The sequence below is a fragment of the Sutcliffiella rhizosphaerae genome (assembly GCF_917563925.1).
In the GTDB taxonomy this organism is placed as follows: Bacteria; Bacillota; Bacilli; order Bacillales; family Bacillaceae_I; genus Sutcliffiella_A; species Sutcliffiella_A rhizosphaerae.
On sequence record NZ_CAKJTJ010000027.1, the window covers coordinates 23,040 to 42,762 of the forward strand.

At 36.0% G+C, this 19,723-nt stretch carries 16 protein-coding genes; 3 read left to right on the plus strand and 13 right to left on the minus strand.

Annotation, left to right across the window (positions count from 1 at the left end):
* Nucleotides 1-88: 88 nt before the first annotated feature.
* The 3 genes from LRP81_RS17865 (at nucleotide 89) to LRP81_RS17875 (ending at nucleotide 2,324) form a co-directional block, all read left to right on the plus strand.
* A complete protein-coding gene (locus LRP81_RS17865; protein ID WP_230503654.1) occupies nucleotides 89-448 on the plus strand; it encodes a type II toxin-antitoxin system RelE/ParE family toxin in 360 nt (119 codons plus the stop codon).
* Nucleotides 449-561: 113 nt separating this feature from the next.
* Nucleotides 562-852 carry a helix-turn-helix domain-containing protein gene (locus tag LRP81_RS17870; RefSeq protein ID WP_230503656.1) on the plus strand — a complete coding sequence of 97 codons (291 nt, stop codon included), beginning with the start codon at nucleotides 562-564 and terminating at the stop codon, nucleotides 850-852.
* 1,151 nt (nucleotides 853-2,003) lie between these two features.
* Nucleotides 2,004-2,324, plus strand: a complete 321-nt coding sequence (locus LRP81_RS17875) for a hypothetical protein (protein WP_230503658.1) — start codon at nucleotides 2,004-2,006, stop codon at nucleotides 2,322-2,324.
* A 71-nt stretch (nucleotides 2,325-2,395) separates the two neighbouring features.
* Here the strand turns inward: LRP81_RS17875 and LRP81_RS17880 are convergent, their stop codons facing one another.
* The 13 genes from LRP81_RS17880 to LRP81_RS17940 all read right to left on the minus strand — a co-directional run bounded on the left by LRP81_RS17880 (nucleotide 2,396) and on the right by LRP81_RS17940 (nucleotide 19,720).
* Nucleotides 2,396-5,554: a type I restriction endonuclease subunit R gene (locus tag LRP81_RS17880; protein ID WP_230503660.1), complete on the minus strand. Its 3,159-nt coding sequence runs from the start codon at nucleotides 5,552-5,554 to the stop codon at nucleotides 2,396-2,398.
* A 24-nt stretch (nucleotides 5,555-5,578) separates the two neighbouring features.
* Nucleotides 5,579-6,718, minus strand: a complete 1,140-nt coding sequence (locus tag LRP81_RS17885; RefSeq protein ID WP_230503661.1) for a restriction endonuclease subunit S — start codon at nucleotides 6,716-6,718, stop codon at nucleotides 5,579-5,581.
* Nucleotides 6,708-8,300: a type I restriction-modification system subunit M gene (locus LRP81_RS17890; protein ID WP_230503663.1), complete on the minus strand. Its 1,593-nt coding sequence runs from the start codon at nucleotides 8,298-8,300 to the stop codon at nucleotides 6,708-6,710. The genes LRP81_RS17885 and LRP81_RS17890 overlap by 11 nt, the downstream gene beginning before the upstream one ends.
* A gap of 28 nt (nucleotides 8,301-8,328) precedes the next feature.
* Entirely contained in the window at nucleotides 8,329-8,892 is a 564-nt protein-coding gene (locus tag LRP81_RS17895) for a restriction endonuclease subunit S (protein WP_230503664.1), read from the minus strand.
* A 201-nt stretch (nucleotides 8,893-9,093) separates the two neighbouring features.
* Complete coding sequence (locus tag LRP81_RS17900; RefSeq protein WP_230503666.1) at nucleotides 9,094-9,291, minus strand: hypothetical protein; 198 nt, start codon at nucleotides 9,289-9,291, stop codon at nucleotides 9,094-9,096.
* 2,155 nt (nucleotides 9,292-11,446) lie between these two features.
* On the minus strand, nucleotides 11,447-12,010 hold the full coding sequence (locus LRP81_RS17905) for a MerR type regulator (RefSeq protein ID WP_230503668.1): 564 nt from the start codon (nucleotides 12,008-12,010) through the stop codon (nucleotides 11,447-11,449).
* A 14-nt stretch (nucleotides 12,011-12,024) separates the two neighbouring features.
* Nucleotides 12,025-13,104, minus strand: coding sequence for a lysozyme family protein (locus tag LRP81_RS17910; protein WP_230503670.1), 1,080 nt, complete (start codon nucleotides 13,102-13,104; stop codon nucleotides 12,025-12,027).
* Between the two features lie 17 nt (nucleotides 13,105-13,121).
* Nucleotides 13,122-15,161: a type IV secretion system protein gene (locus tag LRP81_RS17915; protein WP_230503672.1), complete on the minus strand. Its 2,040-nt coding sequence runs from the start codon at nucleotides 15,159-15,161 to the stop codon at nucleotides 13,122-13,124.
* 11 nt (nucleotides 15,162-15,172) lie between these two features.
* Complete coding sequence (locus LRP81_RS17920) at nucleotides 15,173-15,541, minus strand: hypothetical protein (protein WP_230503674.1); 369 nt, start codon at nucleotides 15,539-15,541, stop codon at nucleotides 15,173-15,175.
* Between the two features lie 12 nt (nucleotides 15,542-15,553).
* The gene (locus LRP81_RS17925) at nucleotides 15,554-18,007 is read right to left on the minus strand and encodes an ATP-binding protein (RefSeq protein WP_230503676.1); all 2,454 of its coding nucleotides are present in this window, start codon (nucleotides 18,005-18,007) and stop codon (nucleotides 15,554-15,556) included.
* Nucleotides 18,008-18,009: 2 nt separating this feature from the next.
* Complete coding sequence (locus tag LRP81_RS17930) at nucleotides 18,010-18,420, minus strand: conjugal transfer protein (RefSeq protein ID WP_230503678.1); 411 nt, start codon at nucleotides 18,418-18,420, stop codon at nucleotides 18,010-18,012.
* Between the two features lie 29 nt (nucleotides 18,421-18,449).
* The gene (locus tag LRP81_RS17935; protein WP_230503679.1) at nucleotides 18,450-18,650 is read right to left on the minus strand and encodes a hypothetical protein; all 201 of its coding nucleotides are present in this window, start codon (nucleotides 18,648-18,650) and stop codon (nucleotides 18,450-18,452) included.
* A gap of 38 nt (nucleotides 18,651-18,688) precedes the next feature.
* Nucleotides 18,689-19,720 (minus strand): conjugal transfer protein, encoded by a 1,032-nt coding sequence (locus LRP81_RS17940; RefSeq protein WP_230503694.1) that lies wholly within the window; start codon nucleotides 19,718-19,720, stop codon nucleotides 18,689-18,691.
* Between the last annotated feature and the right edge of the window lie 3 nt (nucleotides 19,721-19,723).

The following is a 19,723-nucleotide window of genomic DNA, read 5'->3' on the forward strand; positions in this document are numbered from 1 at the left end:
ACGGATAATATAATGATATTATACCGATAACATACTTGTTATCACATATGAAGAAAATTATAAATATAATAGAGGAGGATCCCCCGCGATGTTGGAGATAATTTATTATACCGACAGTCGCGGACGCCAACCAGTTTACGAATGGATTCAGCACACAAAGAAGCACGAACCTGCCAACTTTAGAAAAATGTATCAACTTCAAGTAATGCTACATGAAAATGGTAAATTGATACAGTCTGGAGAAATCAAACGAAAAGATATAAAAAAACTAAAGGGCACTGAAATGTGGCAACTAAGGGTTAATGACCATAGGATTTTGTTTTTCTACTATCAGGGAAACGCTATTGTCTTCACTAATACCTTTATAAAGAAACAGAATGAAACACCACAAAGTGAGATAGACCGTGCTGAAACGAGAAAAAATCACTTCTTAAATAAACCATTATAAACTCAATTGCGTCCGCGACCGGCTTGCCGGTTAGGTATAATAATATAATACAGGCGGGAACCTAAAAATAAAATATACACTGGATTACAAAAAAATAATAAGGAGGGTAAACCATGAAGACATTCAATGATCTCCGAAGTGATCTCATTCAAGAAGATCCTGAGTTATTTATATCATTGGAGATCGTAGGTAAATTAATAGCTGCTCGTGATCGGAAATCAATATCTCAAAGAGAATTATCCAAAATTTCTGGAATTCCTCAAAAAACTATATCTAGGATAGAAAATGGAATTGATATTCCCAAAATACTAACGTTATTAAAACTTACTAAAGCATTAGGATTAGAATTAGCCTTAATTGATAAAGAAACAAAAAATGAATTATCTGCTTCATTAGCTAATTAAATTTTATAAAACTTTATGATATTAAAACAAATAATAATTTTAAAGATAATATTAGTGAATTGAGTAAAACTTAAAAATAATTGAGACTTAGACAAACAAATAAAATTTATGCAAAAACAAAAAAAAAGTTTACCCTCATTAAAATGTAACTCTAATAAAGTACATTTAAAAATGGATTAAGCAGTAAAAAGATGATCTCTGTATTGTACAGGGATCATTTTTCTTTCAAACCATTGATAAGAGCTAGAAAAAACATGGATTTAGCACGGAAGGAAAGTTAGTTGAATGGAAAAATAGTCGGGCATATTCTTATGAATAGAAATGAGGAGGTGCGGTATTTTGAAAATATTTTTCTATTTTTTAGGGGTATTTACATTAATAGGTTGTTCTACTTGCAGAGATAGAAGAAGGTAACTATCAGATATTTACAAAGAGGTATAAAGATAATGATAATTAATTTTAAAAATAAGAATTAATGCTTACAAACTTTTTTTGAATATACCTCGGAGAAAGAAGGTATAACTCGAACCCCTAACCTAGTAGAGGAAAACATGCTATTACAATTGGCGGGCTCTTCTCTGAATATCTGGTTTATAGATAATTTGAATGCTTTATTTGTATAATTGGACACTTTTTTGAATACTTCATGTTTTATTAACTAATTGAACTAGTTATTTGTATACTTCAACTTTGTTGTATCAATTTTACATAGTTAATTAAAAACATTAACAGCTCCGTCTCCGGACCTGTTTCATGCTATGAGGCTAAAGAATAACCTCTTACTCCCCCCTGACCCTTTCACTCTCTAAAGCAAAGCCAGGTCACCTTACCTGTCCTCTCAACTGGTTCTACAATATTACTGAATCATAAATAACGAGTCCTTCACCGTTTTAAAAGCCTACGACTTGCGAAAGCTCGATGTCGGAAGCCATGCTCCTTTATTTAACTCCAAGTATAGATGAATTAGAGAAGTTGGGTAAATTTGTTTTTTTATCTATTTCCGTTCATCCAAAATCATTATTTTCTCTAAGGAGAATTCATTGTTTTCCGAGATATATAAGAGATAAATGTTCTGTTTACTTGTTTGTTAAAAGAGAAATACAACTGTATTTTTAACTTGGAACACCAATAAGAAAAGGGAGTGAAGAAAAATGGCAAGTAAACTAATAATTTATAGCCGGGCAAAGAAAGAAGTGGCAAGACTGAACCAGTATATTGCACTGGTAGATGAGTATACAAGCAATACGCTAGAGCAATGGATTATTAAAGAATATGCAATTACTAATAGTCTAGTAGAGGTAGCAAGAAGGGCTAATGAGAATGGATTTAAAACAAATGGAGGCGTTGAAATAGATCGAGACTATGTGGTGTGTGTTATTGACTCTAAACCTAGATCAGGTGATGAATTACATAGACTAGTACGAAGTGGTTATAGAGCTAAATCACGGGCGATAAAAAATAGATACCTGTAGGAGCTAGGGGATTATCCCAAAAGTCCAACTACAAACCTTCGTAGTTGGACTTTACTAAAAAAGCAATCTATTTATCTCAATTCATCATCTAACGGGACAAGAATTTCATCTAATGTCTTTCTCCATTGACGTTTCATTTCTGGTCCGTATTTGAACGGTACTGCCTTTGGGTGTACGGCCTTATATTTATTGAAGTCTTTGCTGTCGATGATTCCCCCAATATTCGGAATTGGATCCGTTCCTATCTGATATTGAACGGCAGAGGCATGCAGCTCTCGCTCATCCACAAACCAAGCACTCGCAAAATCTCCAATAGCTTGATTGTAGAACTGTGTAAAGTAACGACGTTTCACGACAAAAACATCTTCCGCGGCATCTATTTCTTTGTTATCGATAGCATTTAAAATGTAACGGTAGATCTCTTTAACAACTTCTGACTTTTTTAATTTTTGAAGTGCCTTTTCAATCTCAGATCGGATGTTCTGATTGTTTGCAGAATATGTACCCAATAACTGGTCGATATAGGTGGAATCAATGTCATAGAGTTTAATCACATTTTCTCCATAGAACTCAATTCCTGAGAAATCTGGGCTCGGTCCATCACCATCTTCTTCATCTACTAACGATCCCTTTACAGTATTGTACACACCTATAAATTCCTCTAAAGTCCTCACCTGCTCTTGAAGAACTTTTGATTTCTCCATATCATCGTTGTATTCATCATACGTAACTAGAGCCTCAAAGGCATTATTCAGTTCTTGAAACGCTTTCACAAATTCAATCCGTGTTTCAAGTGGAGAATACTCGTTAATATCTGTAGGGTTCGGCACTAACGTTTTCAGAGATTTATGAGCTTGTTTAAAACGCTTTTTTGATTCGTCATACGTAGGATAAACTAGGTTAGAATCCTCATTTTCATTCGAGTATAATTTCGTCGCATCCTGCACATTCTGCTCCATCGTTGAAGGCTTTCGATATGTTACAATCAACCCCTTGGTCTTTCCAGGATACGTTCGATTGGTGCGAGAAAAAGCTTGAATTAAGTTAGCATAACTTAAGTTTCGATCGACAAATAACGTTTGAATGGTCGGTGCATCGAATCCTGTTAACAATCGATCTACGACAATCACCAAATCAATTTGTTTCCCAAATTCTTTAAATTCTGCTCTTTTACGAGCTAAACGATTATTGATATCGCCATTGTATCGTTCAATATCTTCAATTGACCATGCTGTTTGATAGTAATTATTGTACTCATTTATAATTCCTTTCATTTCATCCTGGAATTGTTTAGAGTTCTCTTCATTTTCTTGTACAGAATAGGTAATGGCGATTCTTGGGAAATCGGGATCTTCAATCGTACGACCTTTCCGGATTGGTTGTCCAGTAAATTCAGTTGTTAACCAATCAGGATTTTTTGTCATCTCTTTAATCGCATGATAATATCGCTTCGCCATTTCTATGGAACTAGTTGTTAAAATGGCGGATTTTTGTGGCCGGCCATTTTTAAAATCAAATTTGGTGTAGGCGTTATCTGGACGAAAGATCTTTTTAATAACTTTTTGAATATGGTCCTCACTTTCATATGAAGTGTTCGGAATATATGTTTCCTTCTCTATGCCATCCATTTTATCAATCATTTCGTTCAGTTCATCATCCGTAAAATCTGCATATTTTTCATTATGACGCAATTGATTATAAATAGAGTTATATAATGAGATTGGTTTTATCATATCTTCGTGTTCTACTTGAAACCCTAAAACTGATCCATCCTCTAATGCGTTCTTAATGGTGTAAGTATGGAGAATTTCTCCATATTGATCACGAGTGGTCCGTGCCAATTGACCTTTTGCCTGTTTTTTATTTTCATTAAATATAGGCGTACCTGTAAAACCAAACCAAGTAGCGTTTGGAAAAAACCCTTTAATTACTTCCATTCCTTCTGCACTTAACGCCCGGTGACATTCGTCAACGATAAACACGATATGTTGGCCTATTAATTTCTTAAAGCGCTGATTTCCGCTATTCTCTTCTTGTTTTTGAGCAAGTCGCAACGCCGATTCTAATTTTTGGCGTGTTGTAATAATGACAGTATTTGAATTGGCGTCAGATAAGAGAGTCTCGCTTAACTTCTTTGCACTCTTTGTACCGACAATTAAACTATTCGACTTTGCTTTACCTGAAGAAATACCAGTATTAAACTCTGAAGCGAACTTGGTAAATTCTGACGTGGTTTGACTGTCCAAATCTTTTCGATCGATTAACATAATCGTACGGTCTACACCTGGTTTACGTGCTAACAATTTAGTAGATACAAAGCTTGTCAGCGTTTTTCCTGAACCTGTTGCATGCCAAACAAATCCCGATTCACGTTTCATGGCAGAAGTAAACAAAGCCTCTATCGCATGAATTTGATATGGATGTAACACCATTAATGCTTTGTTATCTTGATCTTCACTAACGATTGTATAATTGGCAATCAACCGATGCGCATCTGGAATATTTAAGACTTGTTTTACAAATTCATAAAGATTTTCTACTTTTCGATTGTCCTTTGTTCGCCAACTAAAAACAAATTTCTTATGCATGTCTTTTGGAAGAGCATTGGCAAAATAACGTGTTGTTTGCTCATTCGAGATAACAAATAACTGGAGTGTAGAAAAGATGTTATTTCTAAACATCCCTTCTTCTGCGTATTTCTTAATTTGATTGTAAGCTTGAAAAACACCATCTTTGGCGCTTACCTGCTTTAACTCAATCTGAACAATTGGCAGCCCGTTAATCAAGAGGGTCACGTCAAATCGGCGATCCCGGCCATCTGCTTCCACTTTTTGTTTGGCAATCTGATGCACGACTTCGTATGTTGAAATTCCTCCCCCAATATCTTGGTTAGAATACAGTATTAGCGACATTGAGCCTAAAGATACGTCATCACGTTCTATTGAGATACGAGCTATTCCGTTCTCACCCTTCAACCATCTAGCAGCATCAAAAGGTGTCTTCGTTTTCGAGAGTAACTCTGTTTTAATGGAATCAAACTCTTTATCAGAAATTGGGTATTCTCCAATTTCTGATAAGTTATTTCGAGTAATAATTTTACGTAAATTCATCCAAAGATCTTCTTCAGTCTTTAAATCTGAACGGTAATTCCATTGATTATACCCTTCCCCTAGGACTTCAATTAATCGACGTTCAACTGCAAGTTCATCATTATGTGCAATCTTTGTCACCATACTCCCACCCCTTTTGTCCAATTAAATAAACATTTTTTGTAGAAAGGCTTTTTTTGTTTCTTTTAATGCCTCTAATTCGTTTTGATGAAGAGCAATTGTGTCGTCTATACGCTTGAAAAAATCACCTATTATAGACTGTTCTTGTGGTGTAGGAAAACAGATTGGAATTTTATCAATGCTAGCCTTTGATAAACTAGGAACACCAGTCGATTCATCATACTTTTTCCATTGAATTTTATTTGCTAGAGAGTAAAAAAAGAGCAAATCATTTTCCTCTTTAATAGTCATATAGAACAGTGTGTCAACTGTCCAAAAAGGTCCTTTTAAAAACTGTGGTTTATTTATTGTTCCTTTTCTACCTATCCCTATTGCGTCATTATCAGAAAGTTTATCATTAACATTAAGCATATAACCGCCTGTACCATAAACAGGAATATCTCCATATTGTAAATGCTTATAATCTCTACCAGAATTAACTATTAATACTTCCCCTAACATACGCTCTTCCCAATCTTCAGAAAACCCCGGGAACCGAAACTCAGGCACCGACTCCCCTTCTTTTGGAAACATTTTTTGCAAGAATCCTTGTTTTGTTTGTTTGAGGGTGGTTAGTTCTTGCTGATGAAGTGCTATAATTTCATCTAATTGTTTAAAGAAGTTACCAATTTTGATTTGTTCCTTAAATTCAGGTATGAAAAGTTCGAAATTTTCCACATTCGGTTTAGAGATGTTCTGAACCTTTGTTCCTGCCCCTCTTGAGCTAAAATATTTACCGTTTCTATTAATAGCTTTAGTTAAGAAATTGCTATCCGCTTCTTCCTTTGGAGTTAATGATGCAACCCGTTGATTTAAAACATAATAGTTATTGAAGGGAATCACAGAAGTTTTTCCAAGTAATCCTGGAGCTTGCTCACTCAAAATCATGACTAAAGTATCTTTTTCCAAAGTACTAACTTCTGAATCAATAAACTTATTGGAAGAAACTAGATTCCCATCAATATCTACCGATTTTAAAGTTATTAATTCGTACTTTCCATTATTGACTATTTCATTTTCAAAGCTTCCACCATTACTATAGTGAGCTACTTCTGCTAACTTACGCTTTTCCCAATCTCCAATAACCCCCGCGAATCGAACCTCTGGCATACGCTTATTTTTCACGATTAAACACCTCTAAAGCACCTTTTATCCATTCTGCATTTTTTTCTTCAAATTCTAATGATGAAATCATTTCAAACAAACTAGATTCCAGTTCTGCTTTTTCCTTACGAATATCTTTAATGTTTAAGCCAATCGCAGCCATATCAATTTCTGCTTCTTCCTCAAACGTATCAACATAGCGAGGGATGTTTAAGTTAAACTCATTTTCTTTTATTTCATCAAAACTTGCCACGTGAGAGTATCTAACAATACTTTCTCTGTTTTTGTATGTTTGGACAATCTTATCGATGTTTTCTTTAGAAAGTTTGTTTTGATTTTTCCCTTTAATAAACTCTTTACTGGCATCAATAAAAAGTACATCTCGTGTTTCGCGATTCTTCTTCAAGATAATGACTGTAGTTGGTATGGATGTTCCAAAGAATAAATTTCCTGGCATTCCAATAACCGCATCAATGCTTCCATCTTCTAGTAATTTTTTACGAATGACACCTTCTGCAGCTCCACGGAACAGAACCCCATGCGGTAAAACGATTGCCATCGTTCCTGAATCTTTCAAATGATAGAATCCATGTAAAAGGAAGGCAAAGTCTGCTTTGGATTTTGGTGCTAACTTTCCGTACCTGTTAAATCGAGAATCGTCTAAGAATGTGTCATCTGCAGACCACTTTGCAGAATAAGGAGGATTCATGAGTACGGAATCAAAGGTATAAGGTTCATCTGTTGGCCAGTCTTTGTTCAATGTATCTCCATTACGTAAGCGCATGTCTTCCTTATTTACTCCGTGCAAAATAAGGTTCATTTTCGCTAAATTATAAGTGGTAGTGTTTAGTTCTTGTCCATGATATTTCACACTATCAGGATAGTTGATATAGTTTCGAACATTCAACATTAAAGAACCCGATCCCATGGTTGGGTCATATACACTAAGCAATTTTTTGTCTTCTTGACCCATTGCAGCAATCCGAGCCATCATGTCCGATACTTCATGAGGCGTATAGAATTCGCCGGCTTTCTTACCAGCCTCTGAAGCAAATTGACCAATCAAAAATTCATAGGCATCACCAATGACATCACCATCATGACCCATTAAATCGACATCGTTAAGTTTTTTTAGAACTTCTGTAATGGTAATGTTTCGTTGTTGATCATCGGAACCCAGTTTTTTTGATTTTAGATCTACGTCATCAAACAACCCATTAAATTGATCATATTTTGTCGCTAGATCTATAAAGGCTTTATACAAATCATTCAACTGAAAAGTGTTTTGCTTCGCTTGATCAGTTAACACGTTGAATAAGTGCTCTGGCGCAATATCATAGCCCAGTGTATCTACTAGTGTTTCAATCAAATCTCCTTTAACATCATCATCAGCTAAAAAATTTATGTACAATTGTGTTTGTTTAGTTTGTGTGTTGTATTCCTCAAGTGACTCATCAGCGATGACAACCACTTTTTCTAGTAATTTATCCGATAAGTACTTGTAAAAAATCAATCCTAATAAATAGTTTTTGTATTCGGATGCATCCATTTTGCTTCGCAAATTGTCTGCAGCACTAAATAATTTTTGGTTTAATCTTGCCATGTCTTGTTCCCCACTTCATTTTGTTTGTCTAGTAGTCTAGTTTCCTCAATAATTCTAAATATAGTTGTTCTTCCAGATCTGCTTGTTTTCTAGCTAGTGCTTGTTGCTTTCTTAAATAGAAATAAGCTTTTCCTATTGTCCGTTGTTTCTCAAGAGTTGGTAACTTAATTTCCAACTCTTTTAATATGGACGGAGTCAATTTCGGTACAGTACTTCCTTGCATGCTAATGGCCATCTGTTTTTTCATTAAATATGATTCATTTAATGCATAACATAGATAGCTACTATCCAACTCTTCATGCTCAATAATAAGTTTCGCGAAGTTTTGGTTAATGATTTTCCCCTCGTTTTGGTTACTCACTATCCCGGCTTTGGAACTTACAAAGCTGAAGACAACTTCTCCAGCATAGCTTTCGTAACCATTAATTGAGTATTCATCTTTCCAAGCGTCTAATTCAGTGTCCAAATATAAGCCATCTAAATCACGGATTAAATCCTCGTACGAGTATGCGACTAATGTTAAATCATCTTTCTCGTTTCCCCTAGAAAGGTTCCTTCCAACTTTAACGGTTACAACATCTTGAAGTTTCATATCCTGCCCTCTTTTTATGTATTTCTTTTAAATTACCTTTTAATCGTATCACCCAAAAACAAAATCGTCAATATCATTTAAGTAATTCACACGAATTACTATTTTTGAAAGATCAAACTCTTAGTTGTTGTTTCTTCTTCTCAACTAGGGATTTACACCATTAGTTGCACCCTAGCACAGAACAAAACAACTAATTGTCGCTTATTTGTGTAAAATCAGAACTGCATAACTTAAGAAAATAAAAAATCCAAGTACAATTGATTTGGGAACAACGACTTTTTTCCTTTTACCATCGGTTTCTATGGTCAACGGATCATCTTTCTGTAAAGTCCGAACAGTTGCGGCTCCAATTTTAGCGAATTCAATTAAAAAGTGAATTATTGTATTCAATATTTTCATCTGTAAAAACCCCCCTTTAATAAATATTTGACTCAATATAACCATTTATTTCAGAAAAGCAAAATGTTTAATGATGATCTGAAATGTATTGCAAAAGATAACTGGACAAAGTTAGCTTCACTGGAAAAGGTTCTTCCGACTTAAACAGTTAAAATATTGAAGTTTTATACCTAGTTAAAATTAATGTATGTATTTCTTACGAATTACATACTAATTGTATCGCTAAAATAAAAAATTGTCAATATTTTTTAAGTAATTCAAAAGAATTACTTTAGTTCCTAATTAATGCCCAGATTGAATGTCGTTCTTCAATACTTTTAAATACTAAATCGTTGCTTCTAACTTATTGGCTACTATCCCCAAAATATAATGTTTCTTTTTTTATCCACGCTTTACGTCCATCTTACTACTTTATTATGAAATGCTTTCTTTCTCCCAAGGCAACAATAAACTGCAAAACAACAATTAATAAGATCCTACATTATTTCAAAAAATCACCTGTTATAACAGAGATTGTGGAACAACTCAAAATACGATAGAAACATTTTTTAAAACGTTATGTTATTCAAAACAACTTGAATCGTTACCTGAGTAGGTAGGGTATTGTGGCGCAAGTTTTAAATTAATAGGTGGGGAAATCGTGATGTTCTTACAAAATGCAAATATGTAACATAACATCCATAAGTATTTCCAGTTGATGATAATCCAGAAGAGATACTCGCCTATCGGATAGATTTATATGACCAAAACGGGGAAGCCTATGACGCTTTAACTATGAGAGACTTGGATGTTGTAGCTGCACACACCTTTCTAAAAATTAGGACATCGACCATGGAAAAACATCTGCTAGCTTTTCTTCAAGTATCTTTTTCTTCGTAACTGCATCAGGTATTTTAACAATTGTTCAAGGTCTCTTTTGTGTTAGGGATTTCCTTAATGATAATCTTGTACAAACGCTCCACTTTTCTTTAAAATGCCTAAATTTGCAACAAAATGATTTGAATTCCACTTACACTGTGCTAAGATTAATAGTAACCTATCAATTATTTTGATTATTTTACGTAGATTAAATAATGATTTTGAGTGTCTATTGATAGGTGCAAAAAAGGGAGGTCTTAAACCTTTGACCGTGGGAAGTGAAGGTTTAAGAGGTAACACCCGTTTAGTATCTTTTAATAAATAAAAGCCAAATCCAAGAATATTAGAAAAAGCTCCGGGCGTGGGAACCTGGAGCTTTTTTCGTTTATGTATATCATTTTTTGGCTATAATCATAATAATTATAAGGAAGGTGAGTGGGAAAAGGCTTTTAACAGCAATTTAAAGTCCGAGTGCATGGGGGCACAACCTTAACCACCTTCCAGGGTCCATAGGATTTAGTTACGAGTTACTGTGGGAAAATTTTTGTTACTTCATAAAAGCCCTGAAGAAAAGTAAGCATAGGTTTCCGATTGATACGCACCAATCTAAACCTTTCTTAATCTTTTTTTCATGGGTCTTTATGAATTCTAGTACCTTTTTCATAAAATCAAACCCTTTCCAAGAATAAGCCTTACTGCTGTTCCTTGGACATAGAGATATTATATCAGGTTTATTAGCCTAGTTTTGGAAAAGTTTCATATATTTTTTATTGTTTTTGTTTTTCTAGCCACAAAAGAAAATCCTCTGAATTCACTTGTCTCCTCTAACCGATCCCCAACGTTGGAAAATCAGTCTGAAGGAACAACCCATACACCTTCGTAAACCCTTAGATACTCTTTTATATCCTTCGCATTTAACACTGGATTCAATTCTATTCTCCTACTCTGCTTGTAATTAATTCCCCGGTAATCAACTAAAACCAGGTACAATTATAGTCGTTCGTTGCTTCTATTTCCTTTAACTCTTTGCTACTGGCGTTACTGTTGCCTGCTCATTCTTTGGATGCTTGCTGAATCCCTTGTACAACAGCATTAAACTAACCAAGTCCATTAATATGTGTTGGAATTTAAAGTACGTATTCTGGAAACCTAGTAGTTACCTCTTTCCAAATGGCATTTTCATATTCTTCTTTATAGGCTTTGAGAAAAAAATTTTCCCTTTCAGGAATTGGTGTTTTCACAATTATCAACCATTGCTTGGTTGTTCTCGTACTGTTCCAAATAGTGGTTCTTTTATTTATAATGTCTCTGCATAAAGTTGTTGAAATCCTTGAACCATCCACTTGCCATCATCTTTAATAAGATTTACTTCTAACGTTATTCGGTTTTGTTCTCGTTTACCATTACTAAGATTAACAGTTGTCCCTTCCAACAAAACTAATGCTCGTTCCAGCTCAAGCGAAGGGTAAATATGAACTTCACCTACCTGGTACTCCATCTCTAGTTTAACTTCTCCTTCGTTTTCAGGGAAGTATTGTTCTAGCATACTTGGAGTCATCACCAGTTCTGCTTCCGACAGGCGTATGTCATAGTTATCTTGGCGAACATCATAAATCGCTGTCACAAAGGAAGTAATAACAGCTTCTATAAGTTGGGACTCATCTTCCTGGTACTCGATGTCATATCGTTGATTTGAAGCTTCAAGCAAGGAGATTTGATTTTCTTGCTGCTCTATCGTTGCTTGTAACCTGTCAATTACAGCAAGTTGATGATCAAAAACTCGAAAACCGATAAACAAACCAATTATAACAACAAGACCAATCAATAAAATAACTGTTTTCCAAAGAAAATCTTGTTTCAAACCCATCCCCTCCACTACAACCCTAAATAAAGTTTCGGATCAGAATGTCCACCACTTCGGGTGGTGCGAAATTCTAAATGTAAATGTGGTCCAGTACTTTCTCCTGTAGTGCCACATACGGCTATTTGTTGGCCAGCTCTAACATGTTCTCCCTCACGGACAATATTAGAGCTATTATGGGCATAGGCAGTAAAAAGATCTGTTGAATGCTGTAGAACCACTTTGTTCCCATAACCTCCTTTATCACCTGAAAAGACAACCTGGCCGTCAGTGACAGCTACAATTGGTGTGACTCTATTTATACATCCAAAGTCCATGCCATGATGCATATGGTTTTCTCCAGTTATTGGATGTTGGCGCATCCCATAATCAGATGTCATATTCATGCCTGCCACCGGCATTACGAAATCGCCATTTTGGATTGGTATTGTTCCCTGCTCATAGTTATAATAGGAAAAAACTGCATCCACATAACCAATATCTCCATAACATGCCCCTGTTGCGACCGATTCAGGCCGAACACATGAATAGTTCCCCGTATACTTGACTTGCTCGTACTGCATAATAGAAAAATCGATTGCGACATCTTTGCTATAACCACCTCGCTCTAACGCATAAGAAATAAAACCGAGTCCAAAGTTATATGACTGAACTGCAAGCCTTAAATCGCCCTGGGCTTGCTTCAGCACTTGAGTAAAATAATGAACTCCTTGCTCAATGGATGCTTCAGGCGTTTGTATGCAACCCACTACCCCACATAAACTCTCAGAAGCTTGCATCGGATCATTCCCTCTTCCACCACTCTCTTGCATCATCATCGCTAAAATAATTCCAGTATATTCAGGAATGCCATATTCCCTAGCTATATTCTCTACTAGACTTTGATACTGTAAAACTTCCTCACTCACTCCTATGACACTACCATTACCTCTTAGGTTGGAGGATTGTGAGTCAGATAAAGCCCCTGCCATCAACATAATGGCAAAGATTAAGGCAAAAACTCCTCCCACAACTAAAAAAATGGGGAGAATCATTTTGACAAACAAAGCTAAGGCGCCTGCCTTAGCTTTCATCAATAGAGCTTGCCGAATCACAAGATCCCCTCCTTAGTTTAGTTATTCTGATTCAAACGGGAAGAACGTCCTAATCGACCTTTAGAGCCATCTCGCTTTGTTTTAATATTCATGATTTTAGGTGTCCTAGATTGCGTTTCTTCATTAACAGGGGAACCATTCCCCTCTTCCGCACGAGCAGAGGGACTTAGGCTTCCCACCTCTCGATGGGAACTTTTTTGGCTTTTTTGTGCATCCACTTGGCGTTGAGCTTCGGCTTTTGTCAAATTATTACCTTTTTTTGGAGGGACCACTTTACGTGATGAACTAGATTTCGTGGAAGTTGATGGTAAATCTTGATTTGCGCTTATATGTTGAAAGTTTCTAGAGCTATCTATGCTTGTTACCCCTTCTTTTTTATCCTTACGATGTTTACCATCAGTCTTAAAACGTGAAGAATTTGATTGTCTTATTTGATGTACTCCTGAACTAGCATCTTTTTCTTTTGCAGCAGCCACTTCTTGTTGTGCATAACGGTCATCTAGATTACCTTCATGAAATTCATTTGATTTCCCCTGTTGAAAATTCCCAACTCGAGTAAATGCTTTTTTAAAGGATGGATTTCCCTGTTGAGGCTTCTGACGTTCTATACTAGCAACTTCATTTGGTTGCGTTCGTACTGCAGTTCCCACCTTTCTCAAGATACTAACTTTTCCACTTTGTCTCATCTTAGGTAAGCCGAAGCTATTTTTAGGAGAGGTATCTCGGTGTAGTTGGGAAGTAGTATTCGGGACTTGTCCTCTTTTCATATCAAAACTTCCTCCACCACGATGAAGTCGTGGCATACGAAAAGCTCCACCACCCATATCTTCAACACTTAAACTAGCACCTTCTAGCATATTCATAACCACATGACGCTTTGTATAAAGGAAAATGGTTGCCACACTCATAATGATTTGCATAAAAATCCGATAATACAAATCATCGGTTGTATTCGTCATGTCATACCCAAGAGAGATAAAGCTAACGGCAACAAGGATGAAGAACATCACAACACCTTTAAACAAAACGATTAACCCTAAAGCACGCACATATTTTCCAACAACTGTTTCGAAGGAAGGAAAAATCGAAAGAAAAATCGCAAATGGAGCAAGTAGCAACATCATGACAAGTCCAAACTGTAACATAATTCGAAGCAAGGCAATAAAAAAGTAAACAGCACCTTGAACAACAGTTGAAAGCAGCATAACCATAATATAACCTGCTTGACTAAAACCATTTGCAGCTGAAATGTTATAGTTATCATAGATTTTATATTCTCGTTCAGCTATTTCACCTCTAGTTACCATACCTTCTTCGGTACGAGGATCAGCTTCTAAATAAGCCGTTATACGGTTCGGGTCATCTTGAATAATCGCACTTTCATCCGTTGTACCATACTGTAAGAGTAAAAATGGTTTATAGATTAATGCATCAAATACTTTATTCTCTAATGCAACAGCTGTTGTGTTAATGTCACCGGAATAAATAAAGGAGTCTCCTGTTAAAGAAGGATTCACATTCATCACCATGTTTTCGACTTCCACCGATATACCATGCACAAAGCTAATGTAGTCAAAACGTTCCGAAGAAATGGAGAACAAAAGAGCTAAACTAATTAATACAAGAGTTAACAGTTTTAAAAAAGCCTGCCAGTTCTGTTGGATATAAGATTTTACGACTAAACCTAACGAAAATAGTGCTAATGCAAACGCACCAAAAGTCGAGAGTAAACCATCTGCGATCGAGGAGCTAATGCTCTTAATCGCATCAATTGTCAGGCTAATAATATCCAAACTAAAAAGTTGATACACAATCATAAGCACAACTTTAGAGATAATAATGTTAATCATCCACATAAAATCTTTAACCGAAGAGGCAATAGTATTACTTGTATTCTCACCAAATTCATGCCAGTTTGTGTCCGAGTAATTCATTAATTGATACGACGACTCATGATGCTTTTGTCCGTCCCTTGTCACTTCTTCCGCAAAGAGCGTGGTTGGTATGACAACCCAAAACAACATAACGAGACATAAAAACCCTATCGTCTTTTTCATATAACCCCCTCTTATTCTTTAAAATTATGACATCCCATATCCTCATACTCCTCATAGGAATTTGCTCCAAATTCCACAATATAATTATCTTCATTAAACCAGTTATATTCTTGGATTTCTTCGTCTAAGGTTTGCCAAAACACTACATAATCCCCTTGGTGTCCAAAAGCAGCATTCCCTTTTTTCACAGCTGCACATACGCTCACTAACTCAATATCCTCTTCTATATACCCACCTTTCTCTATAGTTGCATACGTAAGTGCTTGTTTAGCCACACTCTCCTGTAACCTCTCCCCATCCAATCCAAAGGGGGTATTACTATTCCCACAGCCAACTAATATCAATCCACTCACTAGAATGCTTGCTATTATTCGTTTCATCGTTTGTCCTCCCTATCGACTTTCTTCTAGATGTACAGCTTCTGATTCTTTATTGGTCGTCTTGAAGGCTTCAAACCATTCTTCAAATAACACATCGTGCGCGATTGCTTGTGTTCGACCCAAATAGTCTTGAAACAAGCACATGCCCGATTTTAGATGTTTGACCACTTGTATGTTTGGCTGATTTTCGTCAAGATCAAAGAATCTTAGTATTGGTTTAATAGAATCATCTGATTTAGGACGAAATGCAAATTTCACACCAATTTGCTCCTTGATTTCATCTGAGTTTACATCATTGTAAGCTTGTGTCACGAGCACAATATCGGTACGAAGAGAACGACCAGTTCGTAGCATTTCATTAATAAGCGACTCGCCATATTTGGATTTTGTTAACGTCCATACCTCATCAAAAATAATCATTGCTTCTTCTTCAGGTGTTCGACTAAAGGTATTAACATATTTCGAAATAGACATCATTAAACATAGTCCTATACGTTGTTCGTCATTCATATCTTCCGATTCAGGAAGGCTCAATCCTTGCATTCCAAGGACATTCACTTGTTTTTCAAAATCTAACCCCTTGCTCCAACGTTCCCCAAACAACATCCGTCCTAATCCATACCGATAACGACTGATATCTTTGGCCAAGGTGGGTTCAATTTCCTCTAATCGCTGCAATGCCCCAGTCATGGTAGGGTGTGAGGCATCATTCACCTCATCCAATACGGCTTGAAAGATAGATACACTTTCATTTCGACCACTTATATCACCGGCTAGTGTATTAAAAATCATCGTAGCCGTTTGGATAGCCTTATCTCCTTTTAAGAATACAAGTGGGTCCAGTGCTCCCCAAAATTCACGTTCTTCTGATAAATGTATAAAATTTATTCGCTTATACAGCTCGCAAAACTCATCAATGTGACTGTTTTTCTCTAGAGCTTCTTTGTAATAACGTTGAAATTCATTTTTCGGATCGATATACAGCACTTTTGAACCGAAAAACGTAGACCACGTAAAGAAATTTTTAACCAACATGGATTTTCCACTTCCAGGTGGTCCTGTAATTAAAATGTTTCCATTGGTATGAGTTGCTCCTTGTAACGCTTTTTTCGTTAACATAGGGTTGAAAATCACGATATTATTATTAATTTCTCGTGATTGTTGGACACTCGTTAAACGGCGATTGGTAATCACTTTTCCTAAGTACATACCATAACGGTTGCCAATACGGCTGTTTAAGTTCATTCCTGACTGCCCTAAATATGACTCATCCACGACTTGTTCGAAATGCCGATAGAAATTTTCAGAAGCAGGCAACGCTTGTTTAAAAAGCGTTAACTGATCGACCACAGGTCGAACAAACTTAAAATCCGTATTTTTAAATATATTTCGTAAAGCCTCAATCTTACTTTCCATCCCCTCTTTTGAGGTATCAGCAACTACAAGGGTAAAGGTCATAAAGAGTATTTTACGACTATTATCTTTCACATCATCAAGTAATTTCTCCAATCGTTCTGACGCCAACTCAACTACCACGTCTTCATCTGCAGCTCTAGTCGAAGCAATTTCTTCATCAAAATGACGAAATCGACGCTTTAGTTTACGTACTTCTCGAATATTTTGTTCGTTCTGTTTAAAGTCATAGCGTATTTGCATTTCAAGTGGAAAATCTAACTGCTCATATATATGTTGGATAAAACGAAAACCATCTATGGAAACTGGCATTTCATAAAAGGGAAGAAAACATAAATACTCCTTGTAGTTCCCATGATCAACCGTCATATAACTGTGTTCGTTACGAATAATACCCTCTGTTAAATTGTAGGCAGTATCCGGTATCTCAAAACCATCGCTTGTACGATGAAACATATAATAGATTAAACCATCTAATTCACTTTCACTCAGACGTTCCAATTCTTGTGTATAGGAGACTCGATTCATAAAAATTTCCTCTTGTTTTTCATAGAAAGTAAAATCATCTTCAATTTCCGTATCAACACTCATAACCTTCGCAATATCTTCGCGAATACGTTTCGTAAACTTCTTAAAAAAATCACCTACATCCGTTGTTACGATTTGATCCGATTTATTGATTTGAACGGATAAATACACGTCATATTCATGAAGAAAGACCTCATCATTTAAAATATCTGCTGCTCGTGAAAAGTACGAATGTCCAATGTCGGCAAACTCCCCATGAACAATATCTTTCTTTATCACCTCTGTAAATTTCATAAAATCAAAACGCTTTGGCAAAATGGAGAAATGATATTGATACTCTTCATTTGCGAGAAAGCTCATCATATTATGTGTATACTGACGATAATCACTTTCACTGTTTAGACGCAAAGATTCATCTCGTAAACGGTAAAACGCCCAAACCTGTTTACTTGTATTAAATGCCAAATTTTTATGCCGTAATGCAATTGGAAATTCTAATAATTCCTGTTTTGTAGCAACTCCCACCATTACACCTCCTTTTCTCGGCGTATATAAGGCTCAAACTGTAAGTCTCTCTCATACTGAGATAATGGAATTTCCTTAAAATGTTCATAGGCTTTATGTTTTGTATTGTAGTATGCCCATCGATCTTTTATGAACGGTATAACCGGTTTGTGGTCATACTTTAAGCTAAACACTACAAATGTAATGACACCTGGTACACATACGAGGATAATTAGCCAATTTTCAAAAATAAATCGCATCGCCCCTGTATGCGAGGACGCTCCAAAACCGATAAAAACCATAATCATTATTAGAATAACTCCACCAGCTACAACCAATTTGCGAACCTCTAGACCGTTCGCAAATTCCAATCTACCAATTCGGTAAATTTTAATAGGATACTTATATTCCTTTGTAAAATTATCTCCTTTCAACTAAACACACCACCTATCCGTTGTGTTTACTAGCTAAAAATAGAATTTCCAAGTGCTCGTGCCAGTTGCTCAAGTTGTGGACCAAAAAATACAACGATTAAACAGAATAACCCTAACACTAAACCAGAAAAAAATTGCCCCCAATCTTCTTTTGTGTAGGATATCAAGGCTCGAACCACCATAATTAACAGAACGATAAATCCAATTTGTGAGATTAAATTACTGGTCACTTCTTGAAAGTTAAAATTCATATGGAACACGCTCCTTTTTAATGAATGCTCTCTACGAAAAATCGGCCGTTTTCTTCCTTCATATGAATCTCGTAAAAATAACGAGATGTCAGAGAGGTTTGTTCCTCACGATAATTAACATGTAAACGAATAGAATAAACACCGTTTTGCCTTACTGATTCCACAATCGAATGGTCCTCGTATACTTTATCTAACAATCCTCGATCAACACTAGCCATAAAAGCCAACTTTTCATCTGACTGACCAAACGATGTTAGAAAATCTCTTAGGAAAGGACTCAGAGCTTCTTGTTGTTGAGAGGTAAGGTCTTCCCCTTTTAAAGCCAAAGGTTCATATTGAATAACTGATTTGATATCCGAACTTAGTAAAGTAAGATGTCTCGTGACTGCAAAACCTTCACCATCGGTCACCACGGGAATGATTACTTCCACCTGGTAGTCTGTTGATTTTTCTATCTCCTCTAGAACGGTTTGTGTTACTTCTTTCTCTTCACCATCTTTATCTACTTCTGTGGTTACCACTTCCTTCTCCTCTTCAAGCTGTTCGATGACTTGATAGGTGACCAAGTATTGAACTTGTACCTCATCTGTATCTGTAGAACGAATATCCATTAAGTCAATGGACTGTACACTTCGTGAACCTATAAATTCAGACATATCTTCTAAACTATTCACATCAAATCCACTAACAAAATAATGTTTTAATCGGTCCTTCCTTGCATTCCTTTCTTCTTCATCGGCTGGAATCTCAAAATATTCTCGTATAAAATCCGTACTGTAATGAATTAATAGAGGCGTCTCAAGAAGACTATGTCTACCAGCACCTTTCACCTGTTGTTCAATTTCATCATACGACGCTTGTACTGTGTTCCGAATCGTCTGCACTTTACTAAAATGAATCACATTAAACAGAAGGGAAACAAACATTATGCCAAAAACTAAGAAACTAGCAATTCTTTTCGTTTTACGTTTAGAAAAAGAGATCTCTCTTTTGGAACCTGATGCCTTTCCCTCTTTTACTTTAGAAGCTCCTTTCTTCTCTTTCAGCACCTT

Coding starts and splice junctions, on each gene's coding strand:
- LRP81_RS17915 (WP_230503672.1), bottom strand. CDS start 15,161: ATGAAAAAGACGATAGGGTTTTTATGTCTCGTTATGTTGTTTTGGGTT.
- LRP81_RS17895 (WP_230503664.1), bottom strand. CDS start 8,892: ATGAAACTTCAAGATGTTGTAACCGTTAAAGTTGGAAGGAACCTTTCT.
- LRP81_RS17920 (WP_230503674.1), bottom strand. CDS start 15,541: ATGAAACGAATAATAGCAAGCATTCTAGTGAGTGGATTGATATTAGTT.
- LRP81_RS17870 (WP_230503656.1), top strand. CDS start 562: ATGAAGACATTCAATGATCTCCGAAGTGATCTCATTCAAGAAGATCCT.
- LRP81_RS17875 (WP_230503658.1), top strand. CDS start 2,004: ATGGCAAGTAAACTAATAATTTATAGCCGGGCAAAGAAAGAAGTGGCA.
- LRP81_RS17890 (WP_230503663.1), bottom strand. CDS start 8,300: ATGGCAAGATTAAACCAAAAATTATTTAGTGCTGCAGACAATTTGCGA.
- LRP81_RS17900 (WP_230503666.1), bottom strand. CDS start 9,291: ATGAAAATATTGAATACAATAATTCACTTTTTAATTGAATTCGCTAAA.
- LRP81_RS17865 (WP_230503654.1), top strand. CDS start 89: ATGTTGGAGATAATTTATTATACCGACAGTCGCGGACGCCAACCAGTT.